Origin of the sequence: Specibacter sp. NPDC078692 (assembly GCF_040686835.1) — a bacterium.
GTDB lineage: Bacteria > Actinomycetota > Actinomycetes > Actinomycetales > Micrococcaceae > Specibacter.
The window spans coordinates 33,751-60,633 of sequence record NZ_JBFBLV010000024.1; the positions used below are offsets into that span (position 1 = coordinate 33,751).

Consider the following 26,883-nt stretch of genomic DNA (forward strand, 5'->3'; position numbering starts at 1 on the left):
AAGCAAGGAAACGCAGAAACTACACCAAGAGCGAGGCTCCCGGAATAGCGCTCAGCAGATCCTGCGTGTAACGCTTTTGCGGGTTGTTAAAGACCTCGTCCGTGGTGGCTTGCTCCACGAGACGGCCCTTCTGCATGACGGACACGTCATCGGCGATCTGGCGCACAACGGCCAGATCGTGGGTGATGAACAGGTAGGTCAGGCCTAGTTCTTCCTGCAGTTCGTTGAGCAGGTTCAGCACCTGTGCCTGCACCAGAACGTCCAAAGCCGAGACGGCCTCATCACAGATGATCACATCCGGGTTCAGTGCCAGTGCACGCGCAATAGCGATACGCTGACGCTGACCGCCGGAGAGCTCGTTCGGGAAGCGCTGCATGGTGGAGGCAGGCATGGAAACCTGATCCAACAGTTCACGAACCTTCTTTTCCCGCGACTTGGCATCGCCGATCTTGTGGATCTTCAGCGGCTCTTCAATGGTGCGGTAAATGTTGAACATCGGATCCAAGGAACCGTACGGATCCTGGAAGATGGGCTGCACGCGGCGGCGGAAGTTGAACAGTGCCTTGCCCTTGAGGCTGGTCACATCCACTCCGTCGAAGTTGATGCTGCCTTCGGTGGGCGTCAGCAAGCTCAGCGCCATCTGTGCCACGGTGGACTTGCCGGAACCCGACTCCCCCACAATCGCCATGGTGGTACCACGCTTGACGTTGATGGAGACATTGTCCACGGCCTTAAAATCAGTGGACTTGCCCAGTGCGCCACGAAGCTTGAACACCTTGGTCAGGTTCTTGATTTCCAGGATGGTGTCGCCACGGCCCGCAGGTGTCTGAGGCTTGATCCCGCCCGTGTGAGCAGACTTCTGGACCTGAGCAACGTGTTCTGCCTGTTCCACCTTCTCAACCTTGAGCACGTCTGCCTGATCCGTGACCTCAACAGTCCCGGCAGCGGCAGCAGCTGCCAAAGCCTCTTTGGCCTTGCCAGACTGCAAACGCTTGGAAGCGAGCGACGGCGCCGAGTTCACCAAACGCTGCGTGTACGGGTGCTGAGGGTTGCGCAGGATCTCCAGTGCGGGACCCGATTCAACCACCTGCCCCTTGTACATCACTACGAGCTTTTCAGCGCGCTCGGCAGCTAGGCCGAGGTCGTGAGTGATCAGCAAAACGGCCGTGTTCAGTTCCGTGGTCATACGGTCAAGGTGATCAAGGATCTGACCCTGCACGGTGACATCCAGAGCCGAGGTGGGCTCATCGGCGATCAGCAGCCGCGGACGGCAAGCCAAACCAATGGCGATCAGCGCGCGCTGACGCATGCCACCGGAGAATTCGTGCGGGAATTGCTTGGCCCGCGCTGCAGCATCCGGCAGTCCGGCTTCGGAGAGCACCTCGGCAACGCGTTCGTTGGAGTTGGACCCTGCCAAACCGTTCGCCTTCAGGGTTTCCTTGACCTGGAAGCCAATTTTCCACACCGGGTTCAAGTTGGACATGGGGTCCTGTGGAACCATGCCAATGGAATTTCCACGCAACTCGATGATGCGCTTTTCGCTGGCGTGAGTAATATCCTCGCCATCGAAAATGATCTGGCCACCGCTGACCCGGCCATTGGAGGGCAACAGGCCAATCGCGGCAAGCGCCGTGGTGGACTTACCCGATCCGGACTCGCCAACAATGGCTACGGTCTCGCCAGGCATGACGGTCAGATGCGCATTGCGCACAGCGTTGACCGGGCCACCCTGAGTATCAAAGGTGATGGCCAGGTTCTTAATTTCCAGTAGCGGAGCATCATTGACGCCCGGAACCGCCGGCTTTGCGGACTTGTTCAAGTCAGGAAAGGACATGCGCTTCTCACCTCTTCCTTGCTTTGGGGTCCAGGGCATCGCGCAGTGCGTCACCGAGCATGATGAAGCTCAGGACGGTGACCGACAGAGCAACAGCCGGCCAGAGCAATACGCCAGGGTTGTTACGAACCTGTGGTTGAGCGGCCGAGATGTCATTTCCCCACGACATAACACCCGGCGGCAGACCCAAGCCCAAGAAGGACAGGGTTGCTTCGGCAACGATGAAGGTACCGAGAGAAATACTCGCAACCACAATAATCGGCGCCAGAGAATTGGGGATCACATGCTTGACGAGTGCGCCAAACCTGGACAGGCCCAGAGCCTTTGATGCGGTTACATAGTCAGAGTTGCGGTTCTCAATGACAGCACCACGGGTGATACGGGCAATCTGCGGCCAGCCGAAGGCCACAAGGGCCACCACCACTGTCCAGACGCTCTTGTTGTCGCGGAAAGCAGGCAACTGGTTGATGATGATGGCGCCGAGGATCAGCGGCAAGGCAAAGAACACATCGCCAAGTCGGGCCAAAATGGCATCCAGCCAGCCACCGTAGTAACCGGCAAGGGCACCCATGATGCCACCGATGATCAACACACCGATAGTGCAGAAAATGCCGACTGTCAGCGAGGCTCGCGTGCCATGGATCATGCGCGCATACACGTCACAGCCCTGCAGCGTGAAGCCCAAGGGATGTCCCGCGCGGGCCCCCTCTGCAGAGTCATCCAAGGTACAGCTGGTGGGATCGACGCTGGCAAACCACTGCGGGAAAATTGCCACAACAATGACGAGCAGGATCAGCAATGCCGAAATTATAAAGAGAGGCTGTTTACGCAAGCTGCGCCACGCCTCTGCCCACAAACTCAGCGGAGTTCCGCCTTCAGACACCGAGTCAACGGCGGCCAAGGGGGTCTCCTCCAAAGGGGCAACAAAGTGTTCTATTACGCGGGTTGATTTCTTACCGAGACGCGGGGCTGCCGGCGTCCTCGGTTCATTTTCAGGTGTCAGGTTCTCAGACATAGCGAATCCTCGGATCAAGCACGGCGTACAACAGGTCTACCACCAGGTTGGCCACAACGAACACAATGACGAGGACGCCAACCACGGCAACAACCGTGGCGCTCTCGCCCTTCAAAATGGCCTGGTAAAGCAAGTTGCCAACACCGGGCACGTTGAAAATACCTTCCGTGACGATGGCTCCGCCCATAAGCGAGCCCAAGTCAGCTCCGAGGAACGTCACCACGGGAATCAATGAGTTACGCAGAATATGCACAACCACTACGCGGCGCCGGCTCAAGCCCTTGGCTGTCGCCGTGCGAACGTAATCCGCATTCATGTTCTCGCTGATGGATGCACGGGTCAGCCTGATGACATAGGCCAAGGAAACAAGTCCCAGCACCATGGCGGGCAGAACCAATTCATTCCACGGTGCCGCACCGCTCACGGTGGGCTTGGCCCAACCGAGCTGGACACCTACCACCAGCTGCAGCACGAAGCCGAGAACGAAGGTGGGAATGGCAATCACGACGAGCGAAGCGACCAAGACGGTGCTGTCAAATAGTTTGCCCTTGCGCAGGCCAGCTATGACACCAAACAAAACACCAAACACAGCTTCAAAGATCAAGGCCATGATGGCTAGGCGTGCAGTTACGGGGTAGGCACGGCCAATGACTGCCGCGACTTCCTGTCCCGAGAAAGTCTGGCCCAAGTTCATCGTGACTAGGTTCTTCAAGTACAAACCGTACTGAACCCAGAAGGGTTGGTCCAGGTTGTACTGGGCCCGCAAGGCAGCCTCAACGGCTGGTGCCATGGGCTTGCCGCCGGAAAGTGCGGCGATGGGGTCACCTGGGGTAGCAAACACCAGGAAGTAGACCAGAAGAGTTGCCCCGAAGAATACGGGGATCAACTGTAAAAATCGGCGGAGCGTGAACATGACCATTACGGTGTCACCACGCCCTGCAACCGGAGGTACATCTCATTCATGTAATTACCTGTTCACTAGCTGTCTTGGCGGTAACAATAGCGGCCCTATGGACCTGAGCTATTGACGTCGCCTAGACGCATTGTATGTGTGCAACAAAGAAAGCAGCATTAGAAACGCCAAAATAGGGGAACCCGGTTTGAGGCCAGGTCCCCCTACTTCACGTTATTCCACGCCGGAACTTATGTCCCTACTTGGCGGTTACTTCGTAGTACAGCGGTACGCCGTTCCAGCCGAATTCAACCGTGTTGACGTTGTTGCTCCATACACCCTGGACTGCCTGGTACCACAGGGGTACAACCGGCAGGTCCTTGAGCAGGATTTCCTGAGCTTCGTTGAACTTCTTGATGCCATCTTCAACAGTGGTAGATGCCAAGCCTTCCTTCAACTTTGCGTCGAAAGCGGGGTTGGAGTAGTCGCCATCATTGGAACCTGCACCGGTGCCATACAACGGACCGAGGAAGTTGTACAGCGACGGGTAGTCTGCCTGCCAGCCGGCGCGTGAGGCACCGGTCAGCTCCTTCTTCCCGACCAGTGCACGCATTTCCTTGAAGCTTGCGATCGGGTTCAGCTCAGCCTTGATACCCAGGTTGGTGGCAATCTGGTTGGCCATGGCCGTGATGTATTCCTTGTTGCCAGCACCATCAGTATTTGAGGTGATGGTGAAGACCTGATCTTTCGGCCACGGCTTGATGGCGTCGGCCTGAGCCCAGAGTTCCTTAGCCTTGGCGGCATCGAACTTCAGAACCTCAGAGCCGGGCAGAGCGGCCTCGTAGCCGTCAATGACGGGTGAGGTGAATTCCGTGGCGATCTTCTTGTTGCCGTAGAAGATCTTGTCGATGATCTGCTGGCGGTCAATGGCCATGGAAATAGCCTGGCGACGCAAGGTGCCTGCTTCGCCTTCGAACTCAGGCAAGTAGGACGGGATCACCATGGTCGCGTTACCAGCGTAAGGCTGGTTGACGTTGCGGCCCTCAAAGTCAGTCTTGAAGTTCTGCAGGCCGCTCGGCGGTACCTGATCCAGAATGTCCAAGTCGTCGGACTGAACCTGCGTGTAAGCAGAATCCGGGTTGTTGAAGATCGTGAAGGTCACGCCGCCGTTCTTGGCCTTGCGGGGTCCCTCGTACTTCTCGTTGGGGACGAGTTCGATGGAAACGTCGTGCTTCCAACCGTCGGCAGCCAACTTGTACGGGCCGTTACCAATGGGGTTCTGGCCGAATGCCTTGGGGTCATCGTAGGCCGATGCGGGCAGCGGGTAGAACGCCGTGTAACCGAGGCGCAGCTGGAAGTCAGATTCGGGCTGAGCCAGCTCGACGGTGAAGGTGGTGTCATCAACAACCTTCAAGCCTTCCATCTTGTCTTCGGTGGCACCCTCAGCGGAGACCTTGTCGTAGCCCTTGATGGACTCGAAGAAGTAGCTGTTCAGCTGTGCGTTCTTGGCAGCAGCACCAAAGTTCCAGGCGTCAACAAACGACTGCGCAGTGACTGGCGAGCCATCACTAAACGTCTGGCCGGTCTTGATCTTGATGGTGTAGCTCTGGGAATCCGTGGTCTCAATGGAATCCGCGATCTCGTTGACCGTGGCACCCTTGGCGTCGTAGCTCACTAGGCCGGTGAAGATGAGGTCCATGACCTTACCGCCACCAACTTCATTGGTGTTGGCTGGCAGCAAGCCGTTCTGCGGCTCGGTGTTATTGGCTGTGATGACCTTGGTGGTATCGCCGGCTCCGTTGGAGCTGGTGTTTTCACCGGCGCCACCGCCACATGCGGTCAGGGACATGGCAACAACTACTGCCAGGCCAAGTGCTTGGGAAGTACGCGACAAACGCATTTCCGCCTCCTATTGTGTGTTTTGGATTCGAGCAACGAGCCCGCAAGCCCGGATCCTTGTCTGGCCGGGGGCAGTGACTCAACTCATACCTCTAGAGCCTAGTCGCTATATATTACCGACAAGTAAACAAGCCCACATTCTGGATACATCGTAATAAAATCGAGACCTAGAACACAGGACAACTAAAATACAGAGCAATCTGCCCGTGAAGGCAAAAAAACCCGCCCCAGCAAATGCTGGGGCGGGTTACTTGGAAGTAGCTAGCTTGCGGCTAGTTCTCGGCTAGACCTTAGGCCTTGGCGCGGGCGCGGTACTGCTTGGCACGGTCTCCGGCGTTCAAGATGACCTTGCGGATGCGGATCGCCTCGGGGGTAACCTCAACGCACTCATCTTCACGAGCGAATTCGAGGGACTCTTCAAGGGTCAGGTTGCGCGGCGGGGTCATGTTCTCGAAGGTGTCCGAGGAAGCTGCACGCATGTTGGTGAGCTGCTTTTCCTTCGTGATGTTTACGTCCATGTCATCGGCGCGGGAGTTCTCGCCGACGATCATGCCCTCGTAAACCTCAGACGTGGGCTGCACGAAGAAGTTCATGCGCTCCTGGAGCTTGATCATCGCAAACGGGGTGACAACACCTGAGCGGTCAGCCACGATGGAACCGTTGTTGCGGTATTCGATCGGACCGTGCCACGGCTCGTAGCCTTCGGCCAGCGAGGCGGCAATACCTGCACCGCGGGTGTCAGTCATGAAACGGGTGCGGAAACCGATCAGGCCACGGGCCGGAACGATGAATTCCATGCGGCACCAGCCGGTACCGTGGTTGGCCATGTTGACCATGCGGCCCTTGCGTGCGGCCAGCAGCTGGGTGACGCCACCCAAGTATTCTTCGGGTACGTCGATGGTCATGTGTTCCATCGGCTCATTAACCTTGCCATCAACCAGCTTGGTGACAACCTGCGGCTTGCCCACGGTCAGCTCGAAGCCTTCGCGACGCATCTGCTCAACGAGGATGGACAGAGCCAATTCGCCACGGCCCTGTACTTCCCAAGCGTCGGGACGCTCGGTGGGAAGAACGTTCAAGGAAACGTTACCGACCAGTTCCTTGTCCAAGCGATCCTTGACCTGGCGTGCGGTGACCTTGTGGCCCTTGACACGGCCGGCAAGCGGGGAGGTGTTGATACCAATGGTCATGGAGATCGCGGGCGGATCAACCGTGATCAGCGGCAGGGGCTGCGGGTTTTCAAGATCGGTCAGAGTTTCACCAATGGTGATGTCTTCGATACCGGCAACAGCAACGATTTCGCCGGGACCGGCAGATTCTGCGGGAACACGGGTCAGAGCCTTGGTGGCCAGCAGTTCGGTGATCTTCACGGACTTCATGGTGCCATCGGCACGGGCCCAAGCAACGGTCTGGCCTTTGGTCAGGGTGCCGTTGAAGATACGCAGCAGAGCCAAACGGCCCAGGAACGGGGAAGCGTCAAGGTTGGTGACGTGCGCCTGCAGGACACCTTCCGGGTTGTACTTCGGAGCCGGGATGTGCTCAATGATGGTCTGGAACAACGGCTCCAGGTCTTCGCTGTCCGGGGCGGCACCGTTGTCGGGCTGCGTCAGTGAGGCGCGGCCCAGCTTGCCGGATGCGTAGACAACCGGAACGTTCAATACGGCGTCGAGGTCCAGATCCGGAACTTCGTCAGCCATGTCCGAGGCCAGGCCCAGCAGCAGGTCCATGGACTCGGCAACAACTTCATCGATGCGAGCATCGGGGCGGTCGGTCTTGTTGACCAACAGGATTACGGGGAGCTTGGCGGCCAGTGCCTTACGCAGCACGAAGCGGGTCTGCGGCAGCGGGCCCTCGGAGGAGTCCACGAGCAGTACAACGCCGTCAACCATGGACAGGCCGCGCTCGACCTCGCCACCGAAGTCAGCGTGACCGGGGGTGTCAATGACGTTGATGGTCATTTCCAAGCCATTGGCCGAAGGACCGTTGTAGGCAACGGTGGTGTTCTTAGCCAAGATGGTGATGCCCTTTTCGCGCTCCAAGTCACCGGAGTCCATGACGCGCTCAGCAACGTCGCCGTGTGAGGCGAAGGCGTGTGTCTGCTTGAGCATGGCATCGACCAGAGTGGTCTTTCCATGGTCAACGTGCGCCACAATGGCGACATTGCGCAGGTCATTGCGCGAGGCAGTATTGAGGGAAAGATCGCTCATGCGTGAAGACTCATTTCAGTTGGGCCCGGCTGCAGGCCCGGAAGGGCTAAAGCAGAAAGTCACATTGATGGTTGGCCGCGATTATCGGCAGATAACACCATTCTAGACGAAGTGCCAAATGCGGCCTACCCACTTTATCCCATTGTGGGCATGTTTTCTAACACTCCAAACAGGCAGTTCTGCGCGATCCTGCCCGTTCTTTCGGGAAAAGTACGACGACGAGAGGTGAGCCTGGTGACTAACGTCACCTCCCGCCGTCGTCCTTTTGGCAATCTAAAGACCCTGCGCGCCGAGCCATGCGGCATAGAGAGTGCTGCGGCGTAGGGTGGCCCGGATGTGAACCAACACCGGGAGAAGGCCGGCGGGGAAGCCGTCGAGCGTGGGCACCAAGGCGAGCTGCTCACAGGACGCCGCTCCTTGTTGTCCTGCTCCATGGAGCTGGCGCAAGTTATTAGAGCAAACTATTTGACGTAGGCCCATGCGGCGATGCTTTGCCACGGCCCGATATCCAGTGGCGAATACTTCACCCCGGCGACGTGTTTCCCGGCCGCACTCAAGGTAGTGCGTTGGAACAGCGGCAACCCATAACCGGCTTCGACAACGAGCTTGTCAATCTGCATCTTCAAAGCATTCTGCTTGGCGTCGTCGGGGTTCAGCGCCAGTTGCTCGGTGAGCTGATCTACCACGGTGTTGGAGAAGTTGTTGAAGTTAGAGACTGCGCCGGTCCGGAAAATCTGTGGCAGCTGAACGGACCCGGTGGGGTTGCTAATCCAGCCGTAGAGCGCCACGTCAAAGGCACCTGCTTTCAATGCCGCAACCCACTCTTTGGAGTTCTTGCCAGCATCGGCCACGGTAAACCCGGCCTTGGCCGCGGAGGCGGCGATCAATTGGAATTGGGCCACCCGCTCAGGGTCATCCTGGTTGTAGAGGATGCGGACAGTTGGCTTGGCGCCGTCCAGCAGTTCCTTGGCTTGCTCGATTCCCTCCGTTTCCACCAGGTCGGGAGCAAATTCCTTGGTGCCGTTGCTGCCCGAGGACTCCCGATAAGGGGCCTGCCCGGGGCGGAAGACGAAGGAATTGAGTACCTCGGCGTTGGCATCTGCGTCGGCGTCGGCGTCGGCTATTAACGGCTTGGCCACCTCGTCTATGATTTCTTGGCGAGGCACCGTATGGAGGAACGCTTGGCGCAGTTCCGGCGGGGACAGGACACCTTTAAAATTCAGCACTACCTGATCGAAGCCGAGTCCCTGGCCCTGCTGAATCTGCACGCCGTCGTCATTAAGCGCGTCGAGGGCGCTGATCCGCGCAGCCGAAATCTGTGTCGTGGACAGAGAAATGACATCAGCTGCGCCAGCTTGGAGAGCTGCAATCTGCTTGTCCGTGTCGGATTCGTACTTGACCGTGAGTGTATCCAGCTTGGGCATCTCACCCCACGCATAGTCAGCATTGCGGGTCAGCACAAGCTCCTGATCGGCAGTGATGCCCTTGACCAGATAGGGGCCATTAGAGAGGGCCAGTGAGGGGTTAGGCATGCTGCGGCTATCAAAGCCGGTATTCCAAAAATCAGCCACCTTGCGCAGTGTCGGGTCCGGCGGCGCCTGCTTGGACGGGTCCCCCCGCTGCACGCTTTGCAGAACACTGGACAGGGCCGGCGCATCCGCCAGCCCTGCCCGGACGGCAACAATATGGGCGGGAATGGACACCGTGGAACCTAATGCAGTCTCCCAGTCGGAGTAGGCGGTGGTGTACGTCAGTGTCAGCGATTTTCCGTCGTCGCTGATGACGGGCCGCTCCGTTTGCGCCAGTCCAGAGTGGTCACCAGCGGCATGAAAATATGCCGTGCCAGAGGTGATGGAAAAGTTCTCATCCAAGACGGCGTCGTTGTACCATCCGGACAAAGCTGCCCACTGGAGCATCAGGTCATCGGCGGTGACGGGTGCGCCGTCGGACCATTGAACTCCGTCGTTGATGGTGTATTTGACGGTCAGGGGGTTGTCCTTGACCTTTTCATACGTGCCGAACTGCTCATTCTTGACGATCTTCAGATCGCTATCCACGGTAGTGAAGCCAGAGTGGGTGGCCGCATCAATTCTGGTGTTGGTAGCAGTTTGTCCGGTGACACTGGCGGCGTTGAATGAGGTGAAAGGCGCCGCTTCGAGCACGGTGACATTGCCGCCCTCGATGGCTGTTGGGGCGGCGCTAGATTCTTCGGGCGCAGGGGGCGTTCCCGTGCAAGCACTCAGGGCAAGGGCCAAAGCTGCCGCGGCAGCCACTACTTTGGAAATGCGTCCGGGCCGCATTCCACCTCCAGGTTCTTCGCTTCAACATGACCTCCGGGACTCCAATGGCTTCGAGCCGGTCCCGGGAATAGTCCTGTTTGCTAGGGTACCGCAGCGGTATGGACCCGAGCCGAACTTCAGCGCACGGAACCGCAGCCAGGTCACGCGGAACCGCAGCCAGGTCACGCAAGGTGATCTCCGGCGTCGAACATTACTGGGTAGGTGCTAGTAACCAGTGGCGCCGTCGACGCTTTCACGCAGCAGGTCCAGATGGCCCAAATGACGGGCATATTCCTCAATCATGTGCGTGTAAACCCAGCGCAAATTCAGTTGCTGGCCGTGCCGAAGCCCCGGCAATGCGGCATCGAGATCAGTGACCTTGGCCGCCAGCTCTCGGACGTGGATCAGCTCCTGGCTGTAGGCGGCAACGTCGGCAAGAGCTGTGGCTTCGGTGGCACCGTTGAAGTCAGCATCGGGATCTTCCGCCTTGTAGCGGGCGGGCTGATCGGAGCCCGCCACCGCAGTTGCGAACCAGTAACGCTCCACGTCGCACAGATGGCGAACGATCCCGGCGATGCTCAGGCTCGACGGCGGAACGGCAGCCCGGCACAGTTGCTCGGCAGTCAGACCACCAACCTTGATGGGCAAAGTGGCGCGGTAGAACTCCAGCCACGCCTCGAGCGATTCCCGCTCCCCCGCCATGAACGGCGGGCGGCTCCTGGCATCCGGAATTACAGGGGTACGCTCGTGCAACTCATTTTTCAGGTCCATGGGACTACTGTTCCACACCCGTCAGGGCCTGTGTCTAGTCAGGGCCTGTGTCTAGTCAAGGTCTGTGCGGGACGGCAGAATAGCGCCATGGCCTTACGCATAGAGAACTTTTCGATTGATTCCGCTTCGCCGTCTGAAACAGCCCGCTTCTGGGCTGCGGCGTTGGGCTGGAATATCGTGCACGACGACGGCGAGGAAGTTACGCTTCAGCCACCCGTTGGCAGCCCTGAAGCCGGGATCCTGCCGGATCTGTTGTTTTTGAAAGTGCCTGAGGGCAAGTCTGTGAAGAACAGGTTGCATCTTGACCTGCGCCCCAATGATCAGCTCACCGAGATCGCCCGGCTGGAAGCGCTGGGCGCTACCCGCGTGGACATCGGGCAGGGCTCCTCCCACACATGGGTGGTTATGGGTGATCCCGAGGGCAACGAGTTTTGTGTGCTGCGCACCCTGCCGCAGGCAGAGCGTTCGGCGCAGTAGTGTTGTAGCTTTTGAGCTGGTTCCCACTCCTGCTCGCCAATGTAAGATGCACTGGGCCGTTAGCCGTGCTCGATGACGAACTCGATGAAAAAGGGGAATTCCGTGAAGATCGCTATCATTGGCGGCTCGCAAGGCACAGGCGCTCAACTGGCATCACTGGCACAACGAGCCGGTCATGAGGTGACAACTGTTTCACGCAGTGGCGTCACACCGACTGGTACGCGTGTGGTCATGGGTAACGCGATGGATCCAGCTGTAGTTACAGAAGCCGTTGCCGGAGCCGACGCCGTTGTCGTCACCGTCGGCGCAGCAAAAGGGGTCCGCAATCATCGCGCAGCGGTCACCCAGGCAGTGGTTACAGCCATGGCGAAAACAGGCGCCCGCAGAATTGTGGTGCAGTCTTCACTGGGAGCAGGCGATTCCGCAAAGCAGTTACCCGCTTTCCTCCGCCCAATCATGACGGTCCTACTCGCCAAGCCGCTGGCAGACCACAACGCACAAGAATCGGCCGTCACCAGCGCCGGACTGGACTGGACCTTGGTCCGCCCCACCGGTTTGAGCAACAAACCGGCCACCGGAACATGGAAAGCCCTAGAGGTAACGAGCCCCGGGCGGCTGGGCGGATCAATTCCGCGCGTCGATCTTGCAGCCTGTCTGCTGGAAATCCTGGAAGACGACTCCACCATCGGCAAGGCTCTAGGCGTCAGCGCTTAATCAGGGCTGGTTCCCAAATACTTTCACAGCCTTGTCGCTTTGTTGGTGTCAAAATATAGTGTCGACAGGACAGTCCCCCACCTCCACTCGGCAATGAAACGCTACTGCCGCTGAAGCCCGCCTCCGCGTCCAAACACATTGTGATTGTGGGCGCCGGACCGGCCGGCCTAGAGAGCGCCCGAGTCCTCACCGAACGCGGGCACTATGTGGTTCTCCACCATGACCACCCCGGATAACGAGCGGCTCTTGCGCTGGTTCAAGGCTGAGGTCAAGCGCCTGCGCATTGCGGTGAAGCTCAATACCGTGGCCACGGTGGAGTCCATCCACACGCTGAATCCCGATCATGTCATCGTGGCTACCTATGCCGTGCGCCCCATGCCTGATTTCCCCGGCGGAGACCTGCCCAACGTACAGACCGGCGTCACGCTGCGAGCCATGATGCTTGGAACCGCGACAGCACAAGAGGCTGGAGCGGCTTTGAGTACATTCGGCAAGCTCTGCCGCCTGTCCGGGGTAACAAAGAGCCCGGAATTCGTCCGTCAGTTCACCAAGTACTGGCTGCCGATGGGCAAGGACGTTGTGGTCATTGGCGACTCATTGGTGGGACTTGAACTTGCGGAGTTCTTGGCCGAGCGCAGCCGGCGAGTCACCCTGCTGCACGATAGCCAGCCGTTGGGGTTGCTGCTGGTCATGCATAGGCGTTGGACCGCAGTGAAGCTACCTTCTATGCCCCGGCCGACATGGTGGTGTACGCAGAGGGCGCCATTCACTCCTCGTGGAACGTCAGCACCAAACTCTAAACGGATTCCTGACTGAACAACTGCGCCGCTCGTGTCGATACGAGATACGGGCGGTGTTGTTGATTCAGCTCACAGAAGCAGCTGTCCACGCTATCGTGAGCCTATGGCCAAAATTCAGGGACTCGAAGAACTACTGACCGCACTCAACGCTGGGGAGAACATTCCTGGCGGTTCGCCGCATCACGCAGCGATGCATGCAGCGAGTCAGGAGTCACTGCGCATCACGGCCGAACTCAATGGGCGTTACCACTCCCCAGATGAAGTGCGCTCCTTGATGAGTGAACTGACCGGGAGCCAGGTTCCCGAGTCCTTTATGCTCTTCCCGCCGTTCTCCGCTGACTTCGGCAAGAACATTCGCTTCGGCGAAAACGTGTTCCTCAATAGCGGCTGCCGGTTCCAGGACCAGGGCGGAATCGACATTGGCGCTGGTTCGCTGATAGGCCACAACGCCGTCATCACCACGTTGAACCATGACATGGTCCCAAGCCGGCGAGCCGATATGCACCCGGCCCGCGTGGTGATCGGCAAAGGCGTATGGTTCGGGGCCAACGTCACGGTGTTGCCGGGAGTGAGCATCGGCGATGGGGCTGTGGTCGGAGCGGGAGCGGTGGTGACCAAGGACGTGCCGGCGGGAGTCGTCGTCGTCGGCGTTCCGGCAAAACAAGTGGGCACGGTGCCGGAGGGCTAGTTCCCAAGAGCGCTCGCAGGACGTTCGACGGCGACGACTCGCAGAGTAATCTCACTCCGTTAGCAGTGGCAGCACCGGTTGCCTCGCACATAGTGTGAGAAGTGGCCGCACCCGCTCACCAAAGGAAGCCCATGCCTGACTCATCACGTCCTTTGCGCAAGCTGGGATTCCTCACCATTGGCCTGTTCGATCCGGCGGATCCGGCTGCCGGGCACGAATCCACGTTGCAGGTTATCGAATTGGGCGAGCGCCTTGGCTTCGACAGTGCCTGGCTTCGCCATCGCCACCTGCAGTTCGGAATCTCCTCCCCCATTGCGATCATGGCAGCAGCCAGCCAGCGCACCTCGCGCATCCAACTTGGTACGGCCGTCACCCCGATGGGCTGGGAAAACCCGTTGCGGCTGGCAGAGGATCTGGCCACAGTGGATCTACTCTCTTCAGGCCGCATCAACCCTGGTCTGAGCGTGGGCCAGCCAATGCACTACGACACCGTTAAGCATGAGCTGTACCCGGATACTGCCAAGCAGGAAGACTTCAGCTATGCCCGGGTTGACCGGCTTGCCCGCTTGATCGCCGGGGAACCTGTCCGTGAATTTTCCGGCAGGCAGGGTGTGGTCGAAGAATTTTCCAACCGTGTCGAGCCACATTCTGCCGGGCTCAGGGATCGTCTTTGGTATGGGGCGGCGAGCAGGAAATCGGCCGTGTGGGCTGGTGCAAATGGGTTTAATCTGCTGACTAGCAGCGTGATGTTCGCCGAATCTGATGAGGCGCCGTCGTTTGCCGACGTCCAGCGATCGCAGATCCGGGCCTTCCGCGAGGCTGCCGAGGCGTCGACGGGAACGCGCCTCCCGGCCAGGGTTTCACAGGGTCTAGTGGTGATTCCCACCGATTCGGCTACGGCGCAGCAGCGCGAAAAATATCAGCGCTACGTCGATGAACGGACGCCGCGAACCCTGACACCGCAAGGGCCAAAAGGGATGCTGTTTGCCCCGGATCTCATCGGCAGCAGCGAACAGATTGCCGAGCAGCTGCATGCGCACGCCGGGTTCCAAGAGGTCGACGAAGCGGCGTTTGCCTTGCCGTTCAGCTTTGCAAACGAAGACTATGTCCAGATCCTGACGGACATTGCCACCACACTGGGCCCAGCACTGGGTTGGACTCCGGCGGCAGACGCAAAATAGAGAGCTATCGATCCACCTCGCTGGAGTTGTGGCTACTGTGCAGCAGTGGCAGCGTGTGTCGACGTCACTTCGACACCAGCGGCAGGTCGAAGGCTATCCACAATCACCCGAGTACCGTCTTCGCCAGCCTTGGTGGGCAGGAGCGCGTAAACATGGAGCTGTTCCGCTGCCTCGTGCCATGCCACCGACACCCCTGCTGCTTGCGCCTTGTCCCGCAACAGGTGCGCGTCGGGGTTCAGGACGTCGCGCGTTCCGACGAGAACTGTTAGCGGCCCAAGCCCGGACATGTCACCGAACAACGGACTGACCACGGGGTCCTCGATGGGGTCCGCACCCCGCCAAGCCTGGGCAAGAACACGTCCTCCAGGGCGCCCCAGCCACGGATCGCTAGGCTGCACGGCGTCGATCCTCGGGTTCTTCCAGGTCAGATCCAAGGCGGGTGATAACAGCGTGGTGGCAGGAAGCACCACCCCTAGGTCGCGTAGCTCCAAGGCGACCGAGAGCGCAATCTGACCGCCGGAAGAGTCACCGGCCAACCGCACCTCATGGCCAGCCTCCCGTTCAGCTTGAACCAGTCCGACAATGCCATCGCGCACCTGCCGCGCGGCGCCCAGCGGAAGCAGTGGATGGATGGGCACTAAAACGCGCTGGCCCGTATCCCGGGCGATGCGGGCGATCAGGCGCCAATGATGAGCTGTAATCTCGTTGACCCATCCGCCGCCATGCACATAGATTACAACTGACCCTTTTGCTCTATGCTTCCGTACTGCTCCATGCTTCCGTGCTGCGCTGACGGGCTCCACGTCATAGACGGGCCAACCGGTCGGGTCAGACAATCTGCGCTCGACCCGCACACCTTTCAAACGCGCTGGCGGTCCATAGGACACGGGACGCAAGAAGCGCTCGCGAATTCGATCGTGTGCCCCAGCTTCAGTGACGAATGGCCGATTCGCATGCCTGGCTTTAAGAAGTAACGGGATAAGGGAGTCTGGCAGGCTAATGGGCAACTGGTTCCTTCCGGTCGTTCGGCAGTGCATTGTGGTCAGGATACAGCGCCCCAAATGCCGATGGGCTTTTCCAGAGTCACCTAATCTCCTGCGGCAAACCCGTCCGAAGAAACCAACAAATTGTGTACTCTCGCCCGGGCCATGGCATCTCCTTGAGTGATGGGGATCTGGAATCAAGCGTTGGACTTAGATTCAACCACGTCGCTGCGGCACAAATCGTGGTCTATTCTCGTGAACAGATAAGGGGAAGGACTCCAATCAATGAAGCAGTATCGAATCGACGGCGCCGAGGTGCAGGGTATCTCGGACCTCTATGAGCAATTCAACCGCGAGCTGATGAATGACCAAGACTGGCGCCTCGGCGATAGCCTGGACGGCTTCAACGACGTTCTCTACCGGGTAGATGGCGAGATCCGCGAGGGCGAGCCTGCTACATTCATCTGGATTGACCACGCCCATAGCCGTGAAGTGCTCGGGTTTGAAGAAACACAGCGGTGGCTGCACAACAAGTTGTCAAAACCGGATTCCTTCAACCAGCAACGTATCCAGTCTGATCTTGACGATCTGCGGAACGGACTCGGGAAGACGTACTTCGAGCTCATACTCGAGATCTTCGCGGATCACCCGCTCATCGAGCTCCAACTACGCTGAACCGAGTGGCTGTGCTTGGCAATCCCGTTCGTGACATTCGGCCTCTGGGCTGGGATTGTCGACGGCGGGTGGCTAGGCTGGCGCAATGGCAACAGTTATTCTCGTGCGGCACGGCCGCTCCACAGCCAATGTCACTGGTCTGCTGGCTGGCCGGGCTGCTGGCATCAGCTTGGACCAGGTTGGGCGGGACCAGGCGGCCCTGACCGGGGATCGACTCGCGCCCGTGCCCCTCGTCGGGGTGGTGTCGAGCCCTCTCGAGCGTTGCCAGCAGACCGCCCAGTTCATCTTGGCTCGCCAAACTGGCTCGCCCTACGCGCCAGTTGAGCCCGATCTCACCGAGTGCGATTACGGCCAGTGGCAAGGCCGCATGCTCAGTGATCTCTCGACCGAGGATTTGTGGCCAGTCGTGCAGTCCCAACCGTCCGCCGTCGTATTTCCTGGTGGTGAATCCATGGCTGCGATGCAGGCTAGGTCAGTGGCAGCAATTCGACGCCACGATGCAGCATTCGAAGCCGAACACGGTCCAGAGGCTGTGTGGGCGGCAGTGAGCCACGGTGACATCATCAAGTCAATCCTCGCTGACGCCCTCGGCATGCACCTTGACCTTTTTCAGCGAATCAATGTGGGACCCGCCTCTATTTCGATCATAAGCTACGGCGCTGGCCGGCCAAGCGTCCACGGGATGAACACCGATGGGGGTGATCTGTCGTGGCTCTCGAAAGGTATCCACGCTGGCGATGCGCCGGTGGGCGGCGGTGCGGGGCAACAGACGCCGTGAACCTCATGGGCCTAGAATACTGACATGTCTACACGTGTTCACGATTTTTCTTGGCCTGATCGGGTCGTCATTGGCACCCTTGGCATTCCGGGTGCGCGTACGTTCTATTTGCAGGTGCGCTCAGGGAAGCAAATAGTGAGTGTTGCCATGGAGAAGCAGCAGTCAGCCCTGCTCGCGGAGAAGATCGAGGAAGCTCTCGACCAACTCATCACCGTCAAGGGCAACCCCTTCAGTGTTCCCACGGGCACTCCCATTGAGCTTGTGGACAATGACCCGCTCGAGGCCGTCCAAGAGCAGTTTCGCACTGGGGCCATGACCTTAGGGTGGGACCCAACCACAGCCCAGATCATCGTTGAGGCTCATCCTCTCACCGAAGACGATTTTGACGCTGATGCTGATGACAACGACGGATTGCTTCATGAGGACGAGGCTGACGAGCCCGAAATGCTGCGTGTGCGTATGCCGGTCGGCACTGCCCGCGCATTCGCCAAGCGAACCCGCGAGATTGTGGGTGCTGGGCGTCCGGCGTGCCCGCTCTGCGGTTATCCCATGGACGCTGACGGACACATCTGTACCCTTCCCGAGGTCTGATGCTCGTGCTGCCTGACCTTCTGACCGCCGAATTGACACTCACCGGCCGTATCACGACGGCATCAAACGCTACATTTCTTGGCAGCATCGGCGACGTGGAGGTGGTCTATAAGCCGATAGCAGGAGAAAGTCCGCTGTGGGACTTTCCTCACGGAACGCTAGCCCACCGGGAGGTGGCCGCCTATCTGGTCTCGCAGGCCATCGGCTGGGACGTGGTGCCCCAAACTTGGCTGCGTGATGGTCCATTGGGCGAAGGAATGGTGCAGCTCTGGCAAGAGCAAGATCCCGCCCAAAACGCCGTGGACTTGATCGCGGCGGACCATGTGCCGCAGACGGGTTGGAAACAAGTCCTCAAGGGACAAGATGAGAACGGGGAGATAGTTGCCCTCGTTCACGAGGATTCGCCAGCGCTTCGGCGCATGGCGGTGCTCGACATGATCGTCAACAACGCCGACCGCAAAGGCAACCACATCCTCGCCATGACTAACGGCCACCGGTATGGGGTGGACCACGGACTCACCTTTCACAGTGACAACAAGCTGCGCACGGTGCTGTGGGGGTGGTTGGGAGACGCTCTAAACGCGGAGGAAAAAGCCGGCATAGATCGGGTCAGCGAAGGGTTGCAAGGCGGGCTGGGCCAAAATCTGGCGGAATTGCTCAGCGCTGAAGAAATCGCATCCCTTGCTGATCGCTGCGACCGCTTGCGCTTGGCAGGGCGGTTTCCGGCTCCGAGCGGTGAAATGTCAGCGGTGCCTTGGCCGCTTTTCTAAGGCGATTACAGAAGATCTCAGGAGGTCAGAACCCACACACTAAACCTGAACTCCACCGAACTCCGGCACCGGACAGCTTATAGATGATTGCCACGGGCAGCCACGAAAATCTACCTCGCCCTAGTACTTAGTCAGCAGTTCCGCGGGAAGGTGACAGGAGTCCTCAGGGAAACGTGCGAGCCGATGCTGATGTTCTTCGGCGCTTCGTACATAGTTGGCCAGTGGCACTACCTCGACGGCAATGCGGTCAGCGTCATCCCTCGCTGCGATGAAGGCCCGAGCATCTTCCAGGTGGCTCAGCTTGTTGGAGTACACACCAGTGCGATACTTCTGACCGAGGTCTGGTCCCTGCTTGTTCACGCTGTGTGGATCGATGATTTCAAAGAAGTACTCCATCAGCTGCCCGACACTAACAACCGTCGGATCGAACCGTGTTCGCACGCATTCCGAATACCCGTCGTAGTCGCTGTCGAGACGATGGCTGGAGCCGTTGGCCCTTCCAGCCTCTGTGAACGTCACCCCGGTCAGCGTCGCGATGAAAGCCTGCACACCCCAGAGGCAGCCGCCCGCGAGATAAAGCTCCTCAACCTCGCGCGCCGCATCCATATTCCGATCCTACTGGTGACTGCGCGACGTTCCGGCACATAGCAACCTCTCAGCCAGCTACCGGAACCACCTACAAGTGCCGTGTCAGATCCATACGTTGATGCAGGATGCGAATCACATCCACGCTGTCGTTCTTCTCGATATAGAAGATCAAATGGCTCCCGATGCCGTAGCGACGGTATCCCTCACGAATCTCGTCGCAGGCCCGTCCCCGATGAGGGTCAGCAGCGATGCGCTCGATCGCCGCCCTCATCTCGGATATGTAGATCTCAGCCTGCTTCTCATCCCATCGCTGCTGACTGAAGTCCCAGATCGATGACAGGTCTTGCTGCGCAGCCGGTGTGAGGCGAATGCTTTTCATGACCTCTTCGACTCGATGAAGGTTTCGAAGTCGAAGTCCTCCGGCTGGCCGCTCTCTTCGCCCGCAATGAGCGCGGCCCTCAGCGCTGCCATATGCGTCTCTTGGTCTTCCAAGAGTCGAAGTCCAGCACGGACTACTTCGCTGGCAGATCGGTACCGCCCGGCTTCGACTTCACGCGACAGGAAGCCCACGAAGTGGTCGTCAAGACTGATTGATGTGTTCTGAGCCATACTTACATGTTACCAAAGATTGGTAACTGCAGGCGAGAGTAGTAGTCGCAATCGTCGAGACTTCTACGCGTTGTTCGCTCGGTAGCGTTTGCCGCTAGCAGACACGTATGTCGCAGCCAGATAGACAACTAATGCCGTTCGCTGCTCTATCCCTGTCGCGCTGTTACGGCCCCGGTTGCCAAAGCAAGCGGGGCCGGATCAGAAACGCCAGTGATTAGACGTTGAAGCGGAATTCAAGCACAGAGCAACCTTTCACACGGTCCGCGTGCGCTTCAGCGTCGCTCGCATGGCCGGGAATCGATTCAGCTCGAATCCTTCTCGCTCATAAATGCGCCGCCCGCCGTCAGTCGCCATCAGTTCGGCCCTGCCGACACCCGCCTTGCGCGCCCAAGCCATGACGGCGGCGAAAGCGGCACTTCCATGTCCCGCTCCTCGGTGCTCGGGCAAAGTGCACACGTTGCTGATCAACACATCTCGACCGGCGGGGCATGTGGGCGAAGGAGCGGAATCTCGGATTGCTCCGACCGCTGCCGCCACGACATCACCACCCACGTCGACGACGAAGATGCCGTAGTCAGGATCCTCAACACGCACCGCGAACCAGGTGCACGCGGAATCTTGCCACGGACGAGAGTCCACATCTCCTGCGCCCATCGCGCGAAACATCTCTGCTCGCAGGGCGACCAGAGCGGAAACGTCATCGAGGGTCGCCGGACGGACCGACAATGCCCCAGTATCGCCTCGCACTCTCATGCGATCTTCAGCGGGGTGATGGCCGCAACCTTGTCCCTCAACGCGTGCCGCTCGAGTCGCAACTCGTAGTTGGACTGCAAGTTCATCCAGAACTCCTCGGACGTCCCGAAGTACCGCGCCAGACGGATGGCCGTGCCATCCGTAATTCCCCGCCTGCCATGCACGATCTCGTTGATCCGGCGCGGCGGCACACCGATCGAGACCGCAAGCTTGTTCTGCGTGATCCCGAAGCCCTCCATGAGGTTCTCTCCCGGATGGATCGGCTCAATCAGGTCAGTCTCAGTGGTAGTCGACGAGTTCAACATCCTCCGCTTCTCCTTCTCTCCAGACGAAGCATATACGCCACCGCGTATTCACCCGGGTCTCGAGGTAGTTGCGGACGGCGCCGACCTTCGCACTGTCGAGATCTCCGGGTTCGATCTTCGAAACCTGTCGCTGCCCGACACCGATACGCTCTGCCAGTTGCGCTTGCGCGAGTCCGGCCTGCTCCCGCAGTTCACGCAGGCGATAGGTGCGAACTCCGCGAGCATCCGCACCTTGTGCACCTCGACACGCTCTCGGTCGACAGGGTGCTCCGCGATGAAGTCTTTCAGTGTCCTTGCCATTGCCGTCACTCTCCCCACAGTCTGCTCAGATGGTAGTCGAACACGTCGTCGGCCAAGAGGATATTCTCCGTGTACTAGCGCTTCCAAGCCCCGCAGCGGAAGCAGTCGCAGCGCTGATCGCTCGCGTTCACTCAGACGCGACTAAATGCCAAACTCTCTAGGGAACTTCCCCGAGGTTCGCTCGTAACGCACGGTCCATATTTCAGACAAGGTAGCCCGGTATGCAATGGTGGCGCGCTGAGGATCTGCACGACCGGAACGAAGCGCGGACATGGCCGCCAGACACCCCAACTCAGCGTCGATGGCCCGCAGATACACGTTGACGACGATCTTTCCGGTGCCCGAGTGTTTGCCCCGATCGTGACCGTCGACGTAGCCCAAGCCCCGCTCATCAAGAGTCGCGGCCAGCCACTCCTCGGCGTGCTCAATTAGCCTGAAGTCAGCAGCCTTGGTTTTAGAAGGAAACTGGATCACCACCCAGAACTGATACTCCAGGACTTCCTCGTACCCGTCGTTCAGTAGTTGCCCGATGACGTTACCGATGTCAGTCGTCGCCGGGTCAAGGCCGGTCTCAGTGTGCTTCCCTGCGCGACCAACTGTTCCGGGACGGATCACCCACTTTCCTGTGTCTTAGCTAGGCCAGACCTGCGCAAACGCCTTCACCGCGTTTTGCCTGACAAGCAGCATTTCATCTCCTTCACACCGGCTACGACTACGTCCATACAATGAACCATTCCCTGCGCGGCACCAAGGGAGCGTGAATTCAGTAGTGGTAACGCGCCTGAAGAACTACCAAATCATCACCGTCGATCAGGTAGACGAGCCGATGTTCCTCGGTGATCCGCCTGGACCACGATCCTTGAGCGCCGTACTTAAGCTGCTCAGGCTTACCAATGCCAGCGAAAGGATCGCGAAGGCTCGCGTCTAGGAGCGTATTGATCCGTTTAAGGATCCGTCGATCAGCCGTCTGCCAGTATTTATAGTCCTCCCAAGCAGACTCATCCCAAACCAGGTGCACTCACTCCTCACGATCAAGTTCGTGCGACTCAGTTCTACCTGCAGTGGCCCGCTCGTAGGCATCGAGCAGCCGCCGGCCGTTGGCGGGCGAGCGGAACAGGTAGGCAGTCTCCTGCCATGCCGCATATTCGTCGGCCGGCATCAGGACGGCGTTGCCCTTGCGGGAAACAATCTCGACGGCAATATGGTCGTCGTTGACCCGCTCGATGAGTGGGAACAACGTCTTTCGGGCTTCACTGGCGCTGATGGACATGTGGCTGCTCCCCTTACTCGCTCAACTCGTACCACTTAAAGGTACCACTCGACGGTAGGACTGCCCAGTGCTTGCGATCCCTGCCAACCCTCAACGCCAAACGCTCCACAGAACTGGGTTCCGTGGAGCGTTTGGAATGCCACTAGGCATAGAACTAACGATCAGCCGAGTTCAGAAGTTGGATCGAAACCCTCTGTCCTGAATCGGAATAAACCCTGCTCAGCGGGGAATGCTAGACATTGAATCTAAACTCCACGACGTCACCGCACATACCAACCTCACGCGACATGCCGTTTTTGTTTTCCGGTCAGTTCTTGGCCGCGGACACCCGACGGATCAGTCGTGCGACCATCTGGCATACCAGGGCAGCGGGCAGGAGAATTGCGACGCCGTTGACCGTGTCACGAAACCGCAGCTCGCACCCGTCCCGCTGGAGTTCTCGACGCGCTATGAGCGCCCCGGGAAGCATGATCGGCAAAGCCGTCGCAACACCGGCGGTGTAACCACGCTGCGCGGCTGAAGCGCCGAGGTGAGTCACGACGTGGGCTTCCAGCCCAGCAACGACTGCCCGATAGATCGCCGACTTACCGGAAGATCGCACGCCGCGGCCACACGCGACCGCCACCAGAATTCCCATCAGACCCACTGCGGTCCACGATTGCTGCGGCGTGATCCTGAGCTGTTCTATACCGGTGCGATCCACGAGCCGATCGCAGGATGCAGGAAACGCGAACGCCTCCTCGATGTCGTGGACTATCCACGCCGCAAAAAGTGCAGTCGGCCCCTTCCAACTCACAATTCAGCCTTCCCCTCACGCATCCAATCCGGATGAATCTGCTGGCAGACGCACACGCCTACCAGCATCATTTCACAGCCGACACAGTGTTTGAGGCCATGCGATCGAGAGGTTGAACCGGAACTCGATTAGACGTCAAATCTAAACTCCACCACGTTCGGGTACGTAGCACCCTTTCCTTCGAATGGCCTAGCGGTCTCACTCTGCTGAGAGCGACTGGATGTATCCGCTGATCACCGGCAGGTCGACGATCAGCGTATCCCAGACCGCACCATAGTCGGTGCCCTCGTAATGATGCGCCATTCGGTCCCGCATCCGTTTGACCAATGACCATGGCACTTGGGGATGCCGGTCGGTCGTGGCGTCGCTCAATCGAGCCACATTCTCGCCAATCTTGACGATCAGTGATTCTGCCGCGAGACCCGGAACGTTGTCAGGGTCCCCCAGATACCACTCGTCGCCTCGTGCCACGAGGTTCGCGCCGACGCCGCATAGCCGCACGATCTCCGTCAGAGCCGCCTCATCCCGCATGTTCATACCGCGAGCGCCGTCGCCAAGATCTCATGACCGGCACTCAAGCCGCCGTCGGTCACCACATCAACCTCGACACCGAGTAAAACGCTCGCGTCAGCAGCGAACGCCGCGACCGTTAGCAACCCGGTGCCGGGCGATCGGGTGACCAAGATGTCCAGATCACTACCAGGGCCATCTGTACCGCGGGCCGCCGAGCCAAATACCCGGACGTTGTCGAAGCCATACCGGCCAGCAAGACTCACAAGGTCGGCACGGCGCGCAGCGAGCGCATCACGAGGCAGTGGCCGCGCGGCCATCCGCAGGCGCTCAAGCATCGCGGCTGAGACGCTGCGCCGCCCAGCTTCATAGGCGGCAATATTCGGCTGAGCAACCCCTGACCGCCGGGCGAGCTCTGCTTGGCTCAAGCCGGCTTCCTCTCGAAGCGCTCGAACTGGATTCACCATGGCCTAATTATATCGCGTGATATCACCCTAGGGACAGTCACCATATTTCCAGGGTGTCTGGGGCGACCGCAAGCAAGGGCGGCAGCATCACCAGGGACACGAGAAAACGCTCCTCGGATAGAGATCCGAAGAGCGTTTTCTAGGCGTTTTAGACGTTGAAGCGGAACTCCACCACGTCGCCGTCGTGCATGACGTATTCCTTGCCTTCAATGCGGACCTTGCCCTTGGCCTTCGCCTCAGCCATGGAACCAGCCTCCATCAGGTCATCGAAGTGAACCACTTCGGCCTTGATGAAGCCACGCTGGAAGTCGGTGTGAATAACGCCGGCGGCCATGGGAGCGGTATCGCCCTGGTGGATGGTCCAGGCGCGTGTTTCCTTGGGGCCAGCCGTAAGGTAGGTCTGCAGGCCGAGGGTGTGGAAGCCAACGCGAGCCAGCTGATCCAGACCGGACTCTTCCTGTCCGCTCATCTCCAGCATTTCGCGGGCTTCTTCTTCGTCGAGTTCGACAAGGTCAGATTCCAACTTGGCATCCAAGAAGATCGCTTCAGCGGGAGCCACAAGAGCGCTCAGCTCAGCCTGACGCTCCGGGTTACCTAGGACTGCGTCATCGACGTTGAAAACGTAGATGAACGGCTTAGCTGTCAGCAAGCCCAGTTCCTTCAGGTGCTCCATCTCCAACTTGTCACTCTTGATGGATGAGAAAATGGTGTCGCCGCGTTCAAGAACAACCTGAGCGGCCTTGATGGCGTTCAGCTCAGCGGCTTCGCGCTGCTTGAGCTTAACAGCCTTCTCAATGCGCGGGAGGGCCTTCTCGATGGTCTGCATGTCAGCCAGAATCAGCTCAGTGTTAATGGTCTCCATATCGGAGCTCGGATCAACCTTGCCGTCTACGTGGATCACATCGGGGTCATCAAAGACGCGGATGACCTGAGCGATCGCCTCAGCTTCGCGGATGTTGGCCAGGAACTTGTTGCCCAGACCTTCACCTTCCGAGGCGCCCTTGACGATGCCGGCAATGTCCACGAAGGACACCACAGCAGGCAGCAGTCGTTGAGATCCGAAGACTTCGGCGAGCTTTGCCAAGCGGGGATCGGGCAGGCTGACAACACCAACATTGGGCTCGATCGTGGCGAACGGGTAGTTCGCTGCGAGCACGTTGTTGCGTGTCAGTGCGTTGAAAAGGGTTGATTTGCCGACGTTGGGCAGTCCGACGATGCCAATAGTAAGAGCCACGGGACAAGCTTACCGGCAGGGTCCCGATTTTGCCGCTTGCGGCGAAATCAGGGTGGCCGGGAAGCGTTCTACCGGTTGCCAGAGTTTTAAGCTTCTTTGCCCGTCAGCGGCCAATCTCTGAATGTCAGTGCCTCGTGCGAAGGTGTATTCATGAATGGATTCGGCTGGCTTGTAGCAGTTTTAATGTTGGTTGTTGGTGCAGTACTTGGTGCTGCGGCTGTGGCGTGGGTGCTGCTGGCGCGCCTCCGTGCTGCGAATGAGGAAGCCGATGCCGCCCACGACCGGGCCTCCGCACTCACAGCGAATTTCGCGGCAGCTGATGCCGAGCGCAGGCTGCTCGCCTCGCAGAACCATGCATTAACGGCCCAGCAGGGATCGGATTCGCACGTCTTGCAGGCCCTAGGCCCGGTCTCGGAGAAGCTCAATGCGGTCCAGCGACAGGTGTCCTTGCTGGAGCGCGACCGCGTTGAGCAGTACGGCCAGCTCGCTGAGCAACTCCGTGATGCCCGCGATGCGGATGCCAAGTTGCTGGCCACCACGTCCTCGCTGGAAGCCGCCCTGCGCTCCAACAGTGCACGTGGCAAGTGGGGCGAAGTCCAGCTGAGACGCGTGGTTGAGTCCGCTGGCATGCTGGCCCATGTCGATTTTTCGGAGCAGGTTCACACTTCAACTGACGACGGCGTGCACCGTCCCGACATGGTGGTGCGTCTGCCCGGAGGCAAAGAACTGGTCTTGGACGCCAAGGTTCCGTTGACTGCCTTCCTCACTGCGCACGACGCCGGCACAACAGACAGCGCCGCATCTGCACAACATTTGGCTCGCCATGCGAAGGCGGTGAAGGCTCATATCGATGCTCTCGCTGGTAAGCAGTACTGGACTTCTGCGTTGAACTCACCCGAGTTGGTGATTTGCTTTGTCCCCGTGGAATCAATTCTCTCTGCAGCCTTGAACGCAGATCCGGAACTTCTTGATTACGCCATGAGCAAGAACGTCGTCTTGGCGTCTCCCATTTCCCTCATGGCCATTCTGAAGGCCGTAGCTTTTAGCTGGCGCCAAGACGTCCTCACGGAAAGCGCCAAGGAACTCTTTGAGCTTTCAGCCCAGCTCTATACGCGTCTGGGCACCATGGGTGAGGCCGTTTCCGCCGTCGGGGTTTCCCTGAAGACCAGCGTTGACCGGTACAACAAACTCGTGGGCACACTGGAAGCCCGAGTCCTGCCCACAGCACGAAAGCTCAATGCGCTGGATCCCAAGACTTTGGAATCCCCGGCTCAGGTGGAAAACACCCCGCGCATGCTGACCGCGCCGGAGTTCCACACCACAGAAAGTCACCCCGCAGATATCCGTGCAGCTGACATCGAGAGAGCCAGCTGAGTTCATAAGCCAAAGCGGCGTGGCCCGAACCATTTGGTTACTTACCGGTTCCCTGTCCGGTCCCACTCTTTTAACGTCCGACGGCGTCTTGGTCACCGGACGTCCGGCCGGCGGCACAGGTTC

33 protein-coding genes are annotated in these 26,883 nt (G+C 59.2%); 12 read left to right on the plus strand and 21 right to left on the minus strand.

Annotated features, from left to right (window positions below):
* Window positions 1-19 precede the first annotated feature (19 nt).
* The 5 genes from AB0O97_RS15205 to typA all read right to left on the minus strand — a co-directional run bounded on the left by AB0O97_RS15205 (window position 20) and on the right by typA (window position 7,847).
* Window positions 20-1,834, minus strand: coding sequence for an ABC transporter ATP-binding protein (locus AB0O97_RS15205; protein WP_363883801.1), 1,815 nt, complete (start codon window positions 1,832-1,834; stop codon window positions 20-22).
* Window positions 1,835-1,841: 7 nt separating this feature from the next.
* The gene (locus AB0O97_RS15210) at window positions 1,842-2,849 is read right to left on the minus strand and encodes an ABC transporter permease (RefSeq protein WP_363844675.1); all 1,008 of its coding nucleotides are present in this window, start codon (window positions 2,847-2,849) and stop codon (window positions 1,842-1,844) included.
* Complete coding sequence (locus AB0O97_RS15215; RefSeq protein ID WP_363844678.1) at window positions 2,842-3,768, minus strand: ABC transporter permease; 927 nt, start codon at window positions 3,766-3,768, stop codon at window positions 2,842-2,844. The genes AB0O97_RS15210 and AB0O97_RS15215 overlap by 8 nt, the downstream gene beginning before the upstream one ends.
* 232 nt (window positions 3,769-4,000) lie before the next feature.
* Entirely contained in the window at window positions 4,001-5,641 is a 1,641-nt protein-coding gene (locus AB0O97_RS15220) for an ABC transporter substrate-binding protein (RefSeq protein ID WP_363844681.1), read from the minus strand.
* A gap of 289 nt (window positions 5,642-5,930) precedes the next feature.
* The gene (gene typA / locus AB0O97_RS15225; protein ID WP_363883802.1) at window positions 5,931-7,847 is read right to left on the minus strand and encodes a translational GTPase TypA; all 1,917 of its coding nucleotides are present in this window, start codon (window positions 7,845-7,847) and stop codon (window positions 5,931-5,933) included.
* A gap of 336 nt (window positions 7,848-8,183) precedes the next feature.
* On the opposite strand from typA, the gene AB0O97_RS15230 reads away from it, so the two are divergent.
* Window positions 8,184-8,321: a hypothetical protein gene (locus AB0O97_RS15230; RefSeq protein WP_363883804.1), complete on the plus strand. Its 138-nt coding sequence runs from the start codon at window positions 8,184-8,186 to the stop codon at window positions 8,319-8,321.
* Here AB0O97_RS15230 and AB0O97_RS15235 read toward each other — a convergent pair.
* Both AB0O97_RS15235 and AB0O97_RS15240 read right to left on the minus strand, forming a co-directional pair.
* Window positions 8,309-10,147 (minus strand): ABC transporter family substrate-binding protein, encoded by a 1,839-nt coding sequence (locus AB0O97_RS15235; RefSeq protein ID WP_363883806.1) that lies wholly within the window; start codon window positions 10,145-10,147, stop codon window positions 8,309-8,311. The two genes, AB0O97_RS15230 and AB0O97_RS15235, sit on opposite strands and share 13 nt — an antisense overlap.
* 204 nt (window positions 10,148-10,351) lie before the next feature.
* Window positions 10,352-10,897 carry a DinB family protein gene (locus AB0O97_RS15240; protein WP_363883807.1) on the minus strand — a complete coding sequence of 182 codons (546 nt, stop codon included), beginning with the start codon at window positions 10,895-10,897 and terminating at the stop codon, window positions 10,352-10,354.
* An 87-nt stretch (window positions 10,898-10,984) separates the two neighbouring features.
* Here AB0O97_RS15240 and AB0O97_RS15245 point away from each other — a divergent pair, with 87 nt between their 5' ends.
* The 6 genes from AB0O97_RS15245 (at window position 10,985) to AB0O97_RS15270 (ending at window position 14,757) form a co-directional block, all read left to right on the plus strand.
* Window positions 10,985-11,374: a VOC family protein gene (locus AB0O97_RS15245; RefSeq protein ID WP_363883809.1), complete on the plus strand. Its 390-nt coding sequence runs from the start codon at window positions 10,985-10,987 to the stop codon at window positions 11,372-11,374.
* Between the two features lie 102 nt (window positions 11,375-11,476).
* Window positions 11,477-12,088: an NAD(P)H-binding protein gene (locus tag AB0O97_RS15250; RefSeq protein WP_363844710.1), complete on the plus strand. Its 612-nt coding sequence runs from the start codon at window positions 11,477-11,479 to the stop codon at window positions 12,086-12,088.
* A 146-nt stretch (window positions 12,089-12,234) separates the two neighbouring features.
* Window positions 12,235-12,324 carry a hypothetical protein gene (locus AB0O97_RS15255; protein WP_363844713.1) on the plus strand — a complete coding sequence of 30 codons (90 nt, stop codon included), beginning with the start codon at window positions 12,235-12,237 and terminating at the stop codon, window positions 12,322-12,324.
* The gene (locus AB0O97_RS15260) at window positions 12,308-12,904 is read left to right on the plus strand and encodes an NAD-binding protein (RefSeq protein ID WP_363883811.1); all 597 of its coding nucleotides are present in this window, start codon (window positions 12,308-12,310) and stop codon (window positions 12,902-12,904) included. Before AB0O97_RS15255 ends, AB0O97_RS15260 begins: the two co-directional genes overlap by 17 nt.
* Before the next feature lie 87 nt (window positions 12,905-12,991).
* The gene (locus AB0O97_RS15265) at window positions 12,992-13,576 is read left to right on the plus strand and encodes a DapH/DapD/GlmU-related protein (protein ID WP_363844719.1); all 585 of its coding nucleotides are present in this window, start codon (window positions 12,992-12,994) and stop codon (window positions 13,574-13,576) included.
* 131 nt (window positions 13,577-13,707) lie between these two features.
* Window positions 13,708-14,757, plus strand: a complete 1,050-nt coding sequence (locus AB0O97_RS15270; RefSeq protein ID WP_363844722.1) for an LLM class flavin-dependent oxidoreductase — start codon at window positions 13,708-13,710, stop codon at window positions 14,755-14,757.
* A 32-nt stretch (window positions 14,758-14,789) separates the two neighbouring features.
* On the opposite strand, the gene AB0O97_RS15275 is transcribed toward AB0O97_RS15270, so the two are convergent.
* Entirely contained in the window at window positions 14,790-15,485 is a 696-nt protein-coding gene (locus AB0O97_RS15275) for an alpha/beta hydrolase fold domain-containing protein (protein WP_363844725.1), read from the minus strand.
* A gap of 540 nt (window positions 15,486-16,025) precedes the next feature.
* Between AB0O97_RS15275 and AB0O97_RS15280 the strand changes: the two genes are divergently transcribed.
* From AB0O97_RS15280 to AB0O97_RS15295, 4 genes are all read left to right on the plus strand, one after another.
* Window positions 16,026-16,415 (plus strand): ribonuclease inhibitor, encoded by a 390-nt coding sequence (locus tag AB0O97_RS15280; RefSeq protein WP_363844728.1) that lies wholly within the window; start codon window positions 16,026-16,028, stop codon window positions 16,413-16,415.
* 85 nt (window positions 16,416-16,500) lie between these two features.
* Window positions 16,501-17,193 carry a histidine phosphatase family protein gene (locus AB0O97_RS15285; RefSeq protein WP_363844731.1) on the plus strand — a complete coding sequence of 231 codons (693 nt, stop codon included), beginning with the start codon at window positions 16,501-16,503 and terminating at the stop codon, window positions 17,191-17,193.
* Between the two features lie 24 nt (window positions 17,194-17,217).
* The gene (locus AB0O97_RS15290; protein ID WP_363844734.1) at window positions 17,218-17,784 is read left to right on the plus strand and encodes a DUF3090 domain-containing protein; all 567 of its coding nucleotides are present in this window, start codon (window positions 17,218-17,220) and stop codon (window positions 17,782-17,784) included.
* Window positions 17,784-18,554, plus strand: a complete 771-nt coding sequence (locus AB0O97_RS15295; RefSeq protein ID WP_363883813.1) for an SCO1664 family protein — start codon at window positions 17,784-17,786, stop codon at window positions 18,552-18,554. The genes AB0O97_RS15290 and AB0O97_RS15295 overlap by 1 nt, the downstream gene beginning before the upstream one ends.
* 120 nt (window positions 18,555-18,674) lie before the next feature.
* Here AB0O97_RS15295 and AB0O97_RS15300 read toward each other — a convergent pair whose 3' ends face one another.
* From AB0O97_RS15300 to ychF, 13 genes are all read right to left on the minus strand, one after another.
* Complete coding sequence (locus AB0O97_RS15300) at window positions 18,675-19,160, minus strand: peptide-methionine (S)-S-oxide reductase (RefSeq protein WP_363844740.1); 486 nt, start codon at window positions 19,158-19,160, stop codon at window positions 18,675-18,677.
* A 70-nt stretch (window positions 19,161-19,230) separates the two neighbouring features.
* Window positions 19,231-19,521 carry a type II toxin-antitoxin system RelE/ParE family toxin gene (locus AB0O97_RS15305; RefSeq protein WP_363844743.1) on the minus strand — a complete coding sequence of 97 codons (291 nt, stop codon included), beginning with the start codon at window positions 19,519-19,521 and terminating at the stop codon, window positions 19,231-19,233.
* A complete protein-coding gene (locus tag AB0O97_RS15310; protein ID WP_363844746.1) occupies window positions 19,518-19,751 on the minus strand; it encodes a type II toxin-antitoxin system ParD family antitoxin in 234 nt (77 codons plus the stop codon). The genes AB0O97_RS15305 and AB0O97_RS15310 overlap by 4 nt, the downstream gene beginning before the upstream one ends.
* A 252-nt stretch (window positions 19,752-20,003) precedes the next feature.
* On the minus strand, window positions 20,004-20,504 hold the full coding sequence (locus AB0O97_RS15315) for a GNAT family N-acetyltransferase (protein ID WP_363844749.1): 501 nt from the start codon (window positions 20,502-20,504) through the stop codon (window positions 20,004-20,006).
* Entirely contained in the window at window positions 20,501-20,809 is a 309-nt protein-coding gene (locus tag AB0O97_RS15320) for a HigA family addiction module antitoxin (RefSeq protein WP_363844752.1), read from the minus strand. The genes AB0O97_RS15315 and AB0O97_RS15320 overlap by 4 nt, the downstream gene beginning before the upstream one ends.
* A complete protein-coding gene (locus tag AB0O97_RS15325) occupies window positions 20,784-21,008 on the minus strand; it encodes a helix-turn-helix domain-containing protein (RefSeq protein ID WP_363883817.1) in 225 nt (74 codons plus the stop codon). The genes AB0O97_RS15320 and AB0O97_RS15325 overlap by 26 nt, the downstream gene beginning before the upstream one ends.
* A gap of 242 nt (window positions 21,009-21,250) precedes the next feature.
* Window positions 21,251-21,724 carry a hypothetical protein gene (locus tag AB0O97_RS15330; protein WP_363883815.1) on the minus strand — a complete coding sequence of 158 codons (474 nt, stop codon included), beginning with the start codon at window positions 21,722-21,724 and terminating at the stop codon, window positions 21,251-21,253.
* A 148-nt stretch (window positions 21,725-21,872) separates the two neighbouring features.
* On the minus strand, window positions 21,873-22,127 hold the full coding sequence (locus AB0O97_RS15335) for a Txe/YoeB family addiction module toxin (RefSeq protein WP_363844758.1): 255 nt from the start codon (window positions 22,125-22,127) through the stop codon (window positions 21,873-21,875).
* Window positions 22,128-22,379: a type II toxin-antitoxin system prevent-host-death family antitoxin gene (locus tag AB0O97_RS15340; RefSeq protein WP_363844761.1), complete on the minus strand. Its 252-nt coding sequence runs from the start codon at window positions 22,377-22,379 to the stop codon at window positions 22,128-22,130.
* 307 nt (window positions 22,380-22,686) lie between these two features.
* A complete protein-coding gene (locus AB0O97_RS15345; RefSeq protein ID WP_363844764.1) occupies window positions 22,687-23,175 on the minus strand; it encodes an HXXEE domain-containing protein in 489 nt (162 codons plus the stop codon).
* 198 nt (window positions 23,176-23,373) lie between these two features.
* The gene (locus AB0O97_RS15350) at window positions 23,374-23,712 is read right to left on the minus strand and encodes a HepT-like ribonuclease domain-containing protein (RefSeq protein ID WP_363844767.1); all 339 of its coding nucleotides are present in this window, start codon (window positions 23,710-23,712) and stop codon (window positions 23,374-23,376) included.
* Complete coding sequence (locus AB0O97_RS15355) at window positions 23,709-24,152, minus strand: helix-turn-helix domain-containing protein (protein WP_363844770.1); 444 nt, start codon at window positions 24,150-24,152, stop codon at window positions 23,709-23,711. Before AB0O97_RS15355 ends, AB0O97_RS15350 begins: the two co-directional genes overlap by 4 nt.
* Before the next feature lie 148 nt (window positions 24,153-24,300).
* On the minus strand, window positions 24,301-25,386 hold the full coding sequence (gene ychF, locus AB0O97_RS15360) for a redox-regulated ATPase YchF (protein ID WP_363844772.1): 1,086 nt from the start codon (window positions 25,384-25,386) through the stop codon (window positions 24,301-24,303).
* Between the two features lie 150 nt (window positions 25,387-25,536).
* Between ychF and AB0O97_RS15365 the strand changes: the two genes are divergently transcribed.
* Window positions 25,537-26,760 carry a DNA recombination protein RmuC gene (locus AB0O97_RS15365; protein WP_363844775.1) on the plus strand — a complete coding sequence of 408 codons (1,224 nt, stop codon included), beginning with the start codon at window positions 25,537-25,539 and terminating at the stop codon, window positions 26,758-26,760.
* The last annotated feature ends 123 nt before the right edge of the window (window positions 26,761-26,883 follow it).

Bases quoted from the DNA above. Each gene is read 5' to 3' on its own strand.
- AB0O97_RS15270 (WP_363844722.1), top strand. From the start codon at position 13,708: ATGCCTGACTCATCACGTCCTTTGCGCAAGCTGGGATTCCTCACCATT.
- AB0O97_RS15340 (WP_363844761.1), bottom strand. From the start codon at position 22,379: ATGTCCATCAGCGCCAGTGAAGCCCGAAAGACGTTGTTCCCACTCATC.
- AB0O97_RS15350 (WP_363844767.1), bottom strand. From the start codon at position 23,712: ATGAACATGCGGGATGAGGCGGCTCTGACGGAGATCGTGCGGCTATGC.
- typA (WP_363883802.1), bottom strand. From the start codon at position 7,847: ATGAGCGATCTTTCCCTCAATACTGCCTCGCGCAATGACCTGCGCAAT.
- AB0O97_RS15290 (WP_363844734.1), top strand. From the start codon at position 17,218: ATGTCTACACGTGTTCACGATTTTTCTTGGCCTGATCGGGTCGTCATT.
- AB0O97_RS15305 (WP_363844743.1), bottom strand. From the start codon at position 19,521: ATGAAAAGCATTCGCCTCACACCGGCTGCGCAGCAAGACCTGTCATCG.
- AB0O97_RS15215 (WP_363844678.1), bottom strand. From the start codon at position 3,768: ATGGTCATGTTCACGCTCCGCCGATTTTTACAGTTGATCCCCGTATTC.
- AB0O97_RS15280 (WP_363844728.1), top strand. From the start codon at position 16,026: ATGAAGCAGTATCGAATCGACGGCGCCGAGGTGCAGGGTATCTCGGAC.
- AB0O97_RS15260 (WP_363883811.1), top strand. From the start codon at position 12,308: ATGACCACCCCGGATAACGAGCGGCTCTTGCGCTGGTTCAAGGCTGAG.
- AB0O97_RS15315 (WP_363844749.1), bottom strand. From the start codon at position 20,504: ATGAGAGTGCGAGGCGATACTGGGGCATTGTCGGTCCGTCCGGCGACC.
- AB0O97_RS15320 (WP_363844752.1), bottom strand. From the start codon at position 20,809: ATGTTGAACTCGTCGACTACCACTGAGACTGACCTGATTGAGCCGATC.
- AB0O97_RS15265 (WP_363844719.1), top strand. From the start codon at position 12,992: ATGGCCAAAATTCAGGGACTCGAAGAACTACTGACCGCACTCAACGCT.
- AB0O97_RS15285 (WP_363844731.1), top strand. From the start codon at position 16,501: ATGGCAACAGTTATTCTCGTGCGGCACGGCCGCTCCACAGCCAATGTC.
- AB0O97_RS15300 (WP_363844740.1), bottom strand. From the start codon at position 19,160: ATGGATGCGGCGCGCGAGGTTGAGGAGCTTTATCTCGCGGGCGGCTGC.
- AB0O97_RS15310 (WP_363844746.1), bottom strand. From the start codon at position 19,751: ATGGCTCAGAACACATCAATCAGTCTTGACGACCACTTCGTGGGCTTC.
- AB0O97_RS15245 (WP_363883809.1), top strand. From the start codon at position 10,985: ATGGCCTTACGCATAGAGAACTTTTCGATTGATTCCGCTTCGCCGTCT.
- AB0O97_RS15210 (WP_363844675.1), bottom strand. From the start codon at position 2,849: ATGTCTGAGAACCTGACACCTGAAAATGAACCGAGGACGCCGGCAGCC.
- AB0O97_RS15240 (WP_363883807.1), bottom strand. From the start codon at position 10,897: ATGGACCTGAAAAATGAGTTGCACGAGCGTACCCCTGTAATTCCGGAT.
- AB0O97_RS15220 (WP_363844681.1), bottom strand. From the start codon at position 5,641: ATGCGTTTGTCGCGTACTTCCCAAGCACTTGGCCTGGCAGTAGTTGTT.
- AB0O97_RS15295 (WP_363883813.1), top strand. From the start codon at position 17,784: ATGCTCGTGCTGCCTGACCTTCTGACCGCCGAATTGACACTCACCGGC.
- AB0O97_RS15355 (WP_363844770.1), bottom strand. From the start codon at position 24,152: ATGGTGAATCCAGTTCGAGCGCTTCGAGAGGAAGCCGGCTTGAGCCAA.
- AB0O97_RS15205 (WP_363883801.1), bottom strand. From the start codon at position 1,834: ATGTCCTTTCCTGACTTGAACAAGTCCGCAAAGCCGGCGGTTCCGGGC.
- AB0O97_RS15365 (WP_363844775.1), top strand. From the start codon at position 25,537: ATGAATGGATTCGGCTGGCTTGTAGCAGTTTTAATGTTGGTTGTTGGT.
- AB0O97_RS15235 (WP_363883806.1), bottom strand. From the start codon at position 10,147: ATGCGGCCCGGACGCATTTCCAAAGTAGTGGCTGCCGCGGCAGCTTTG.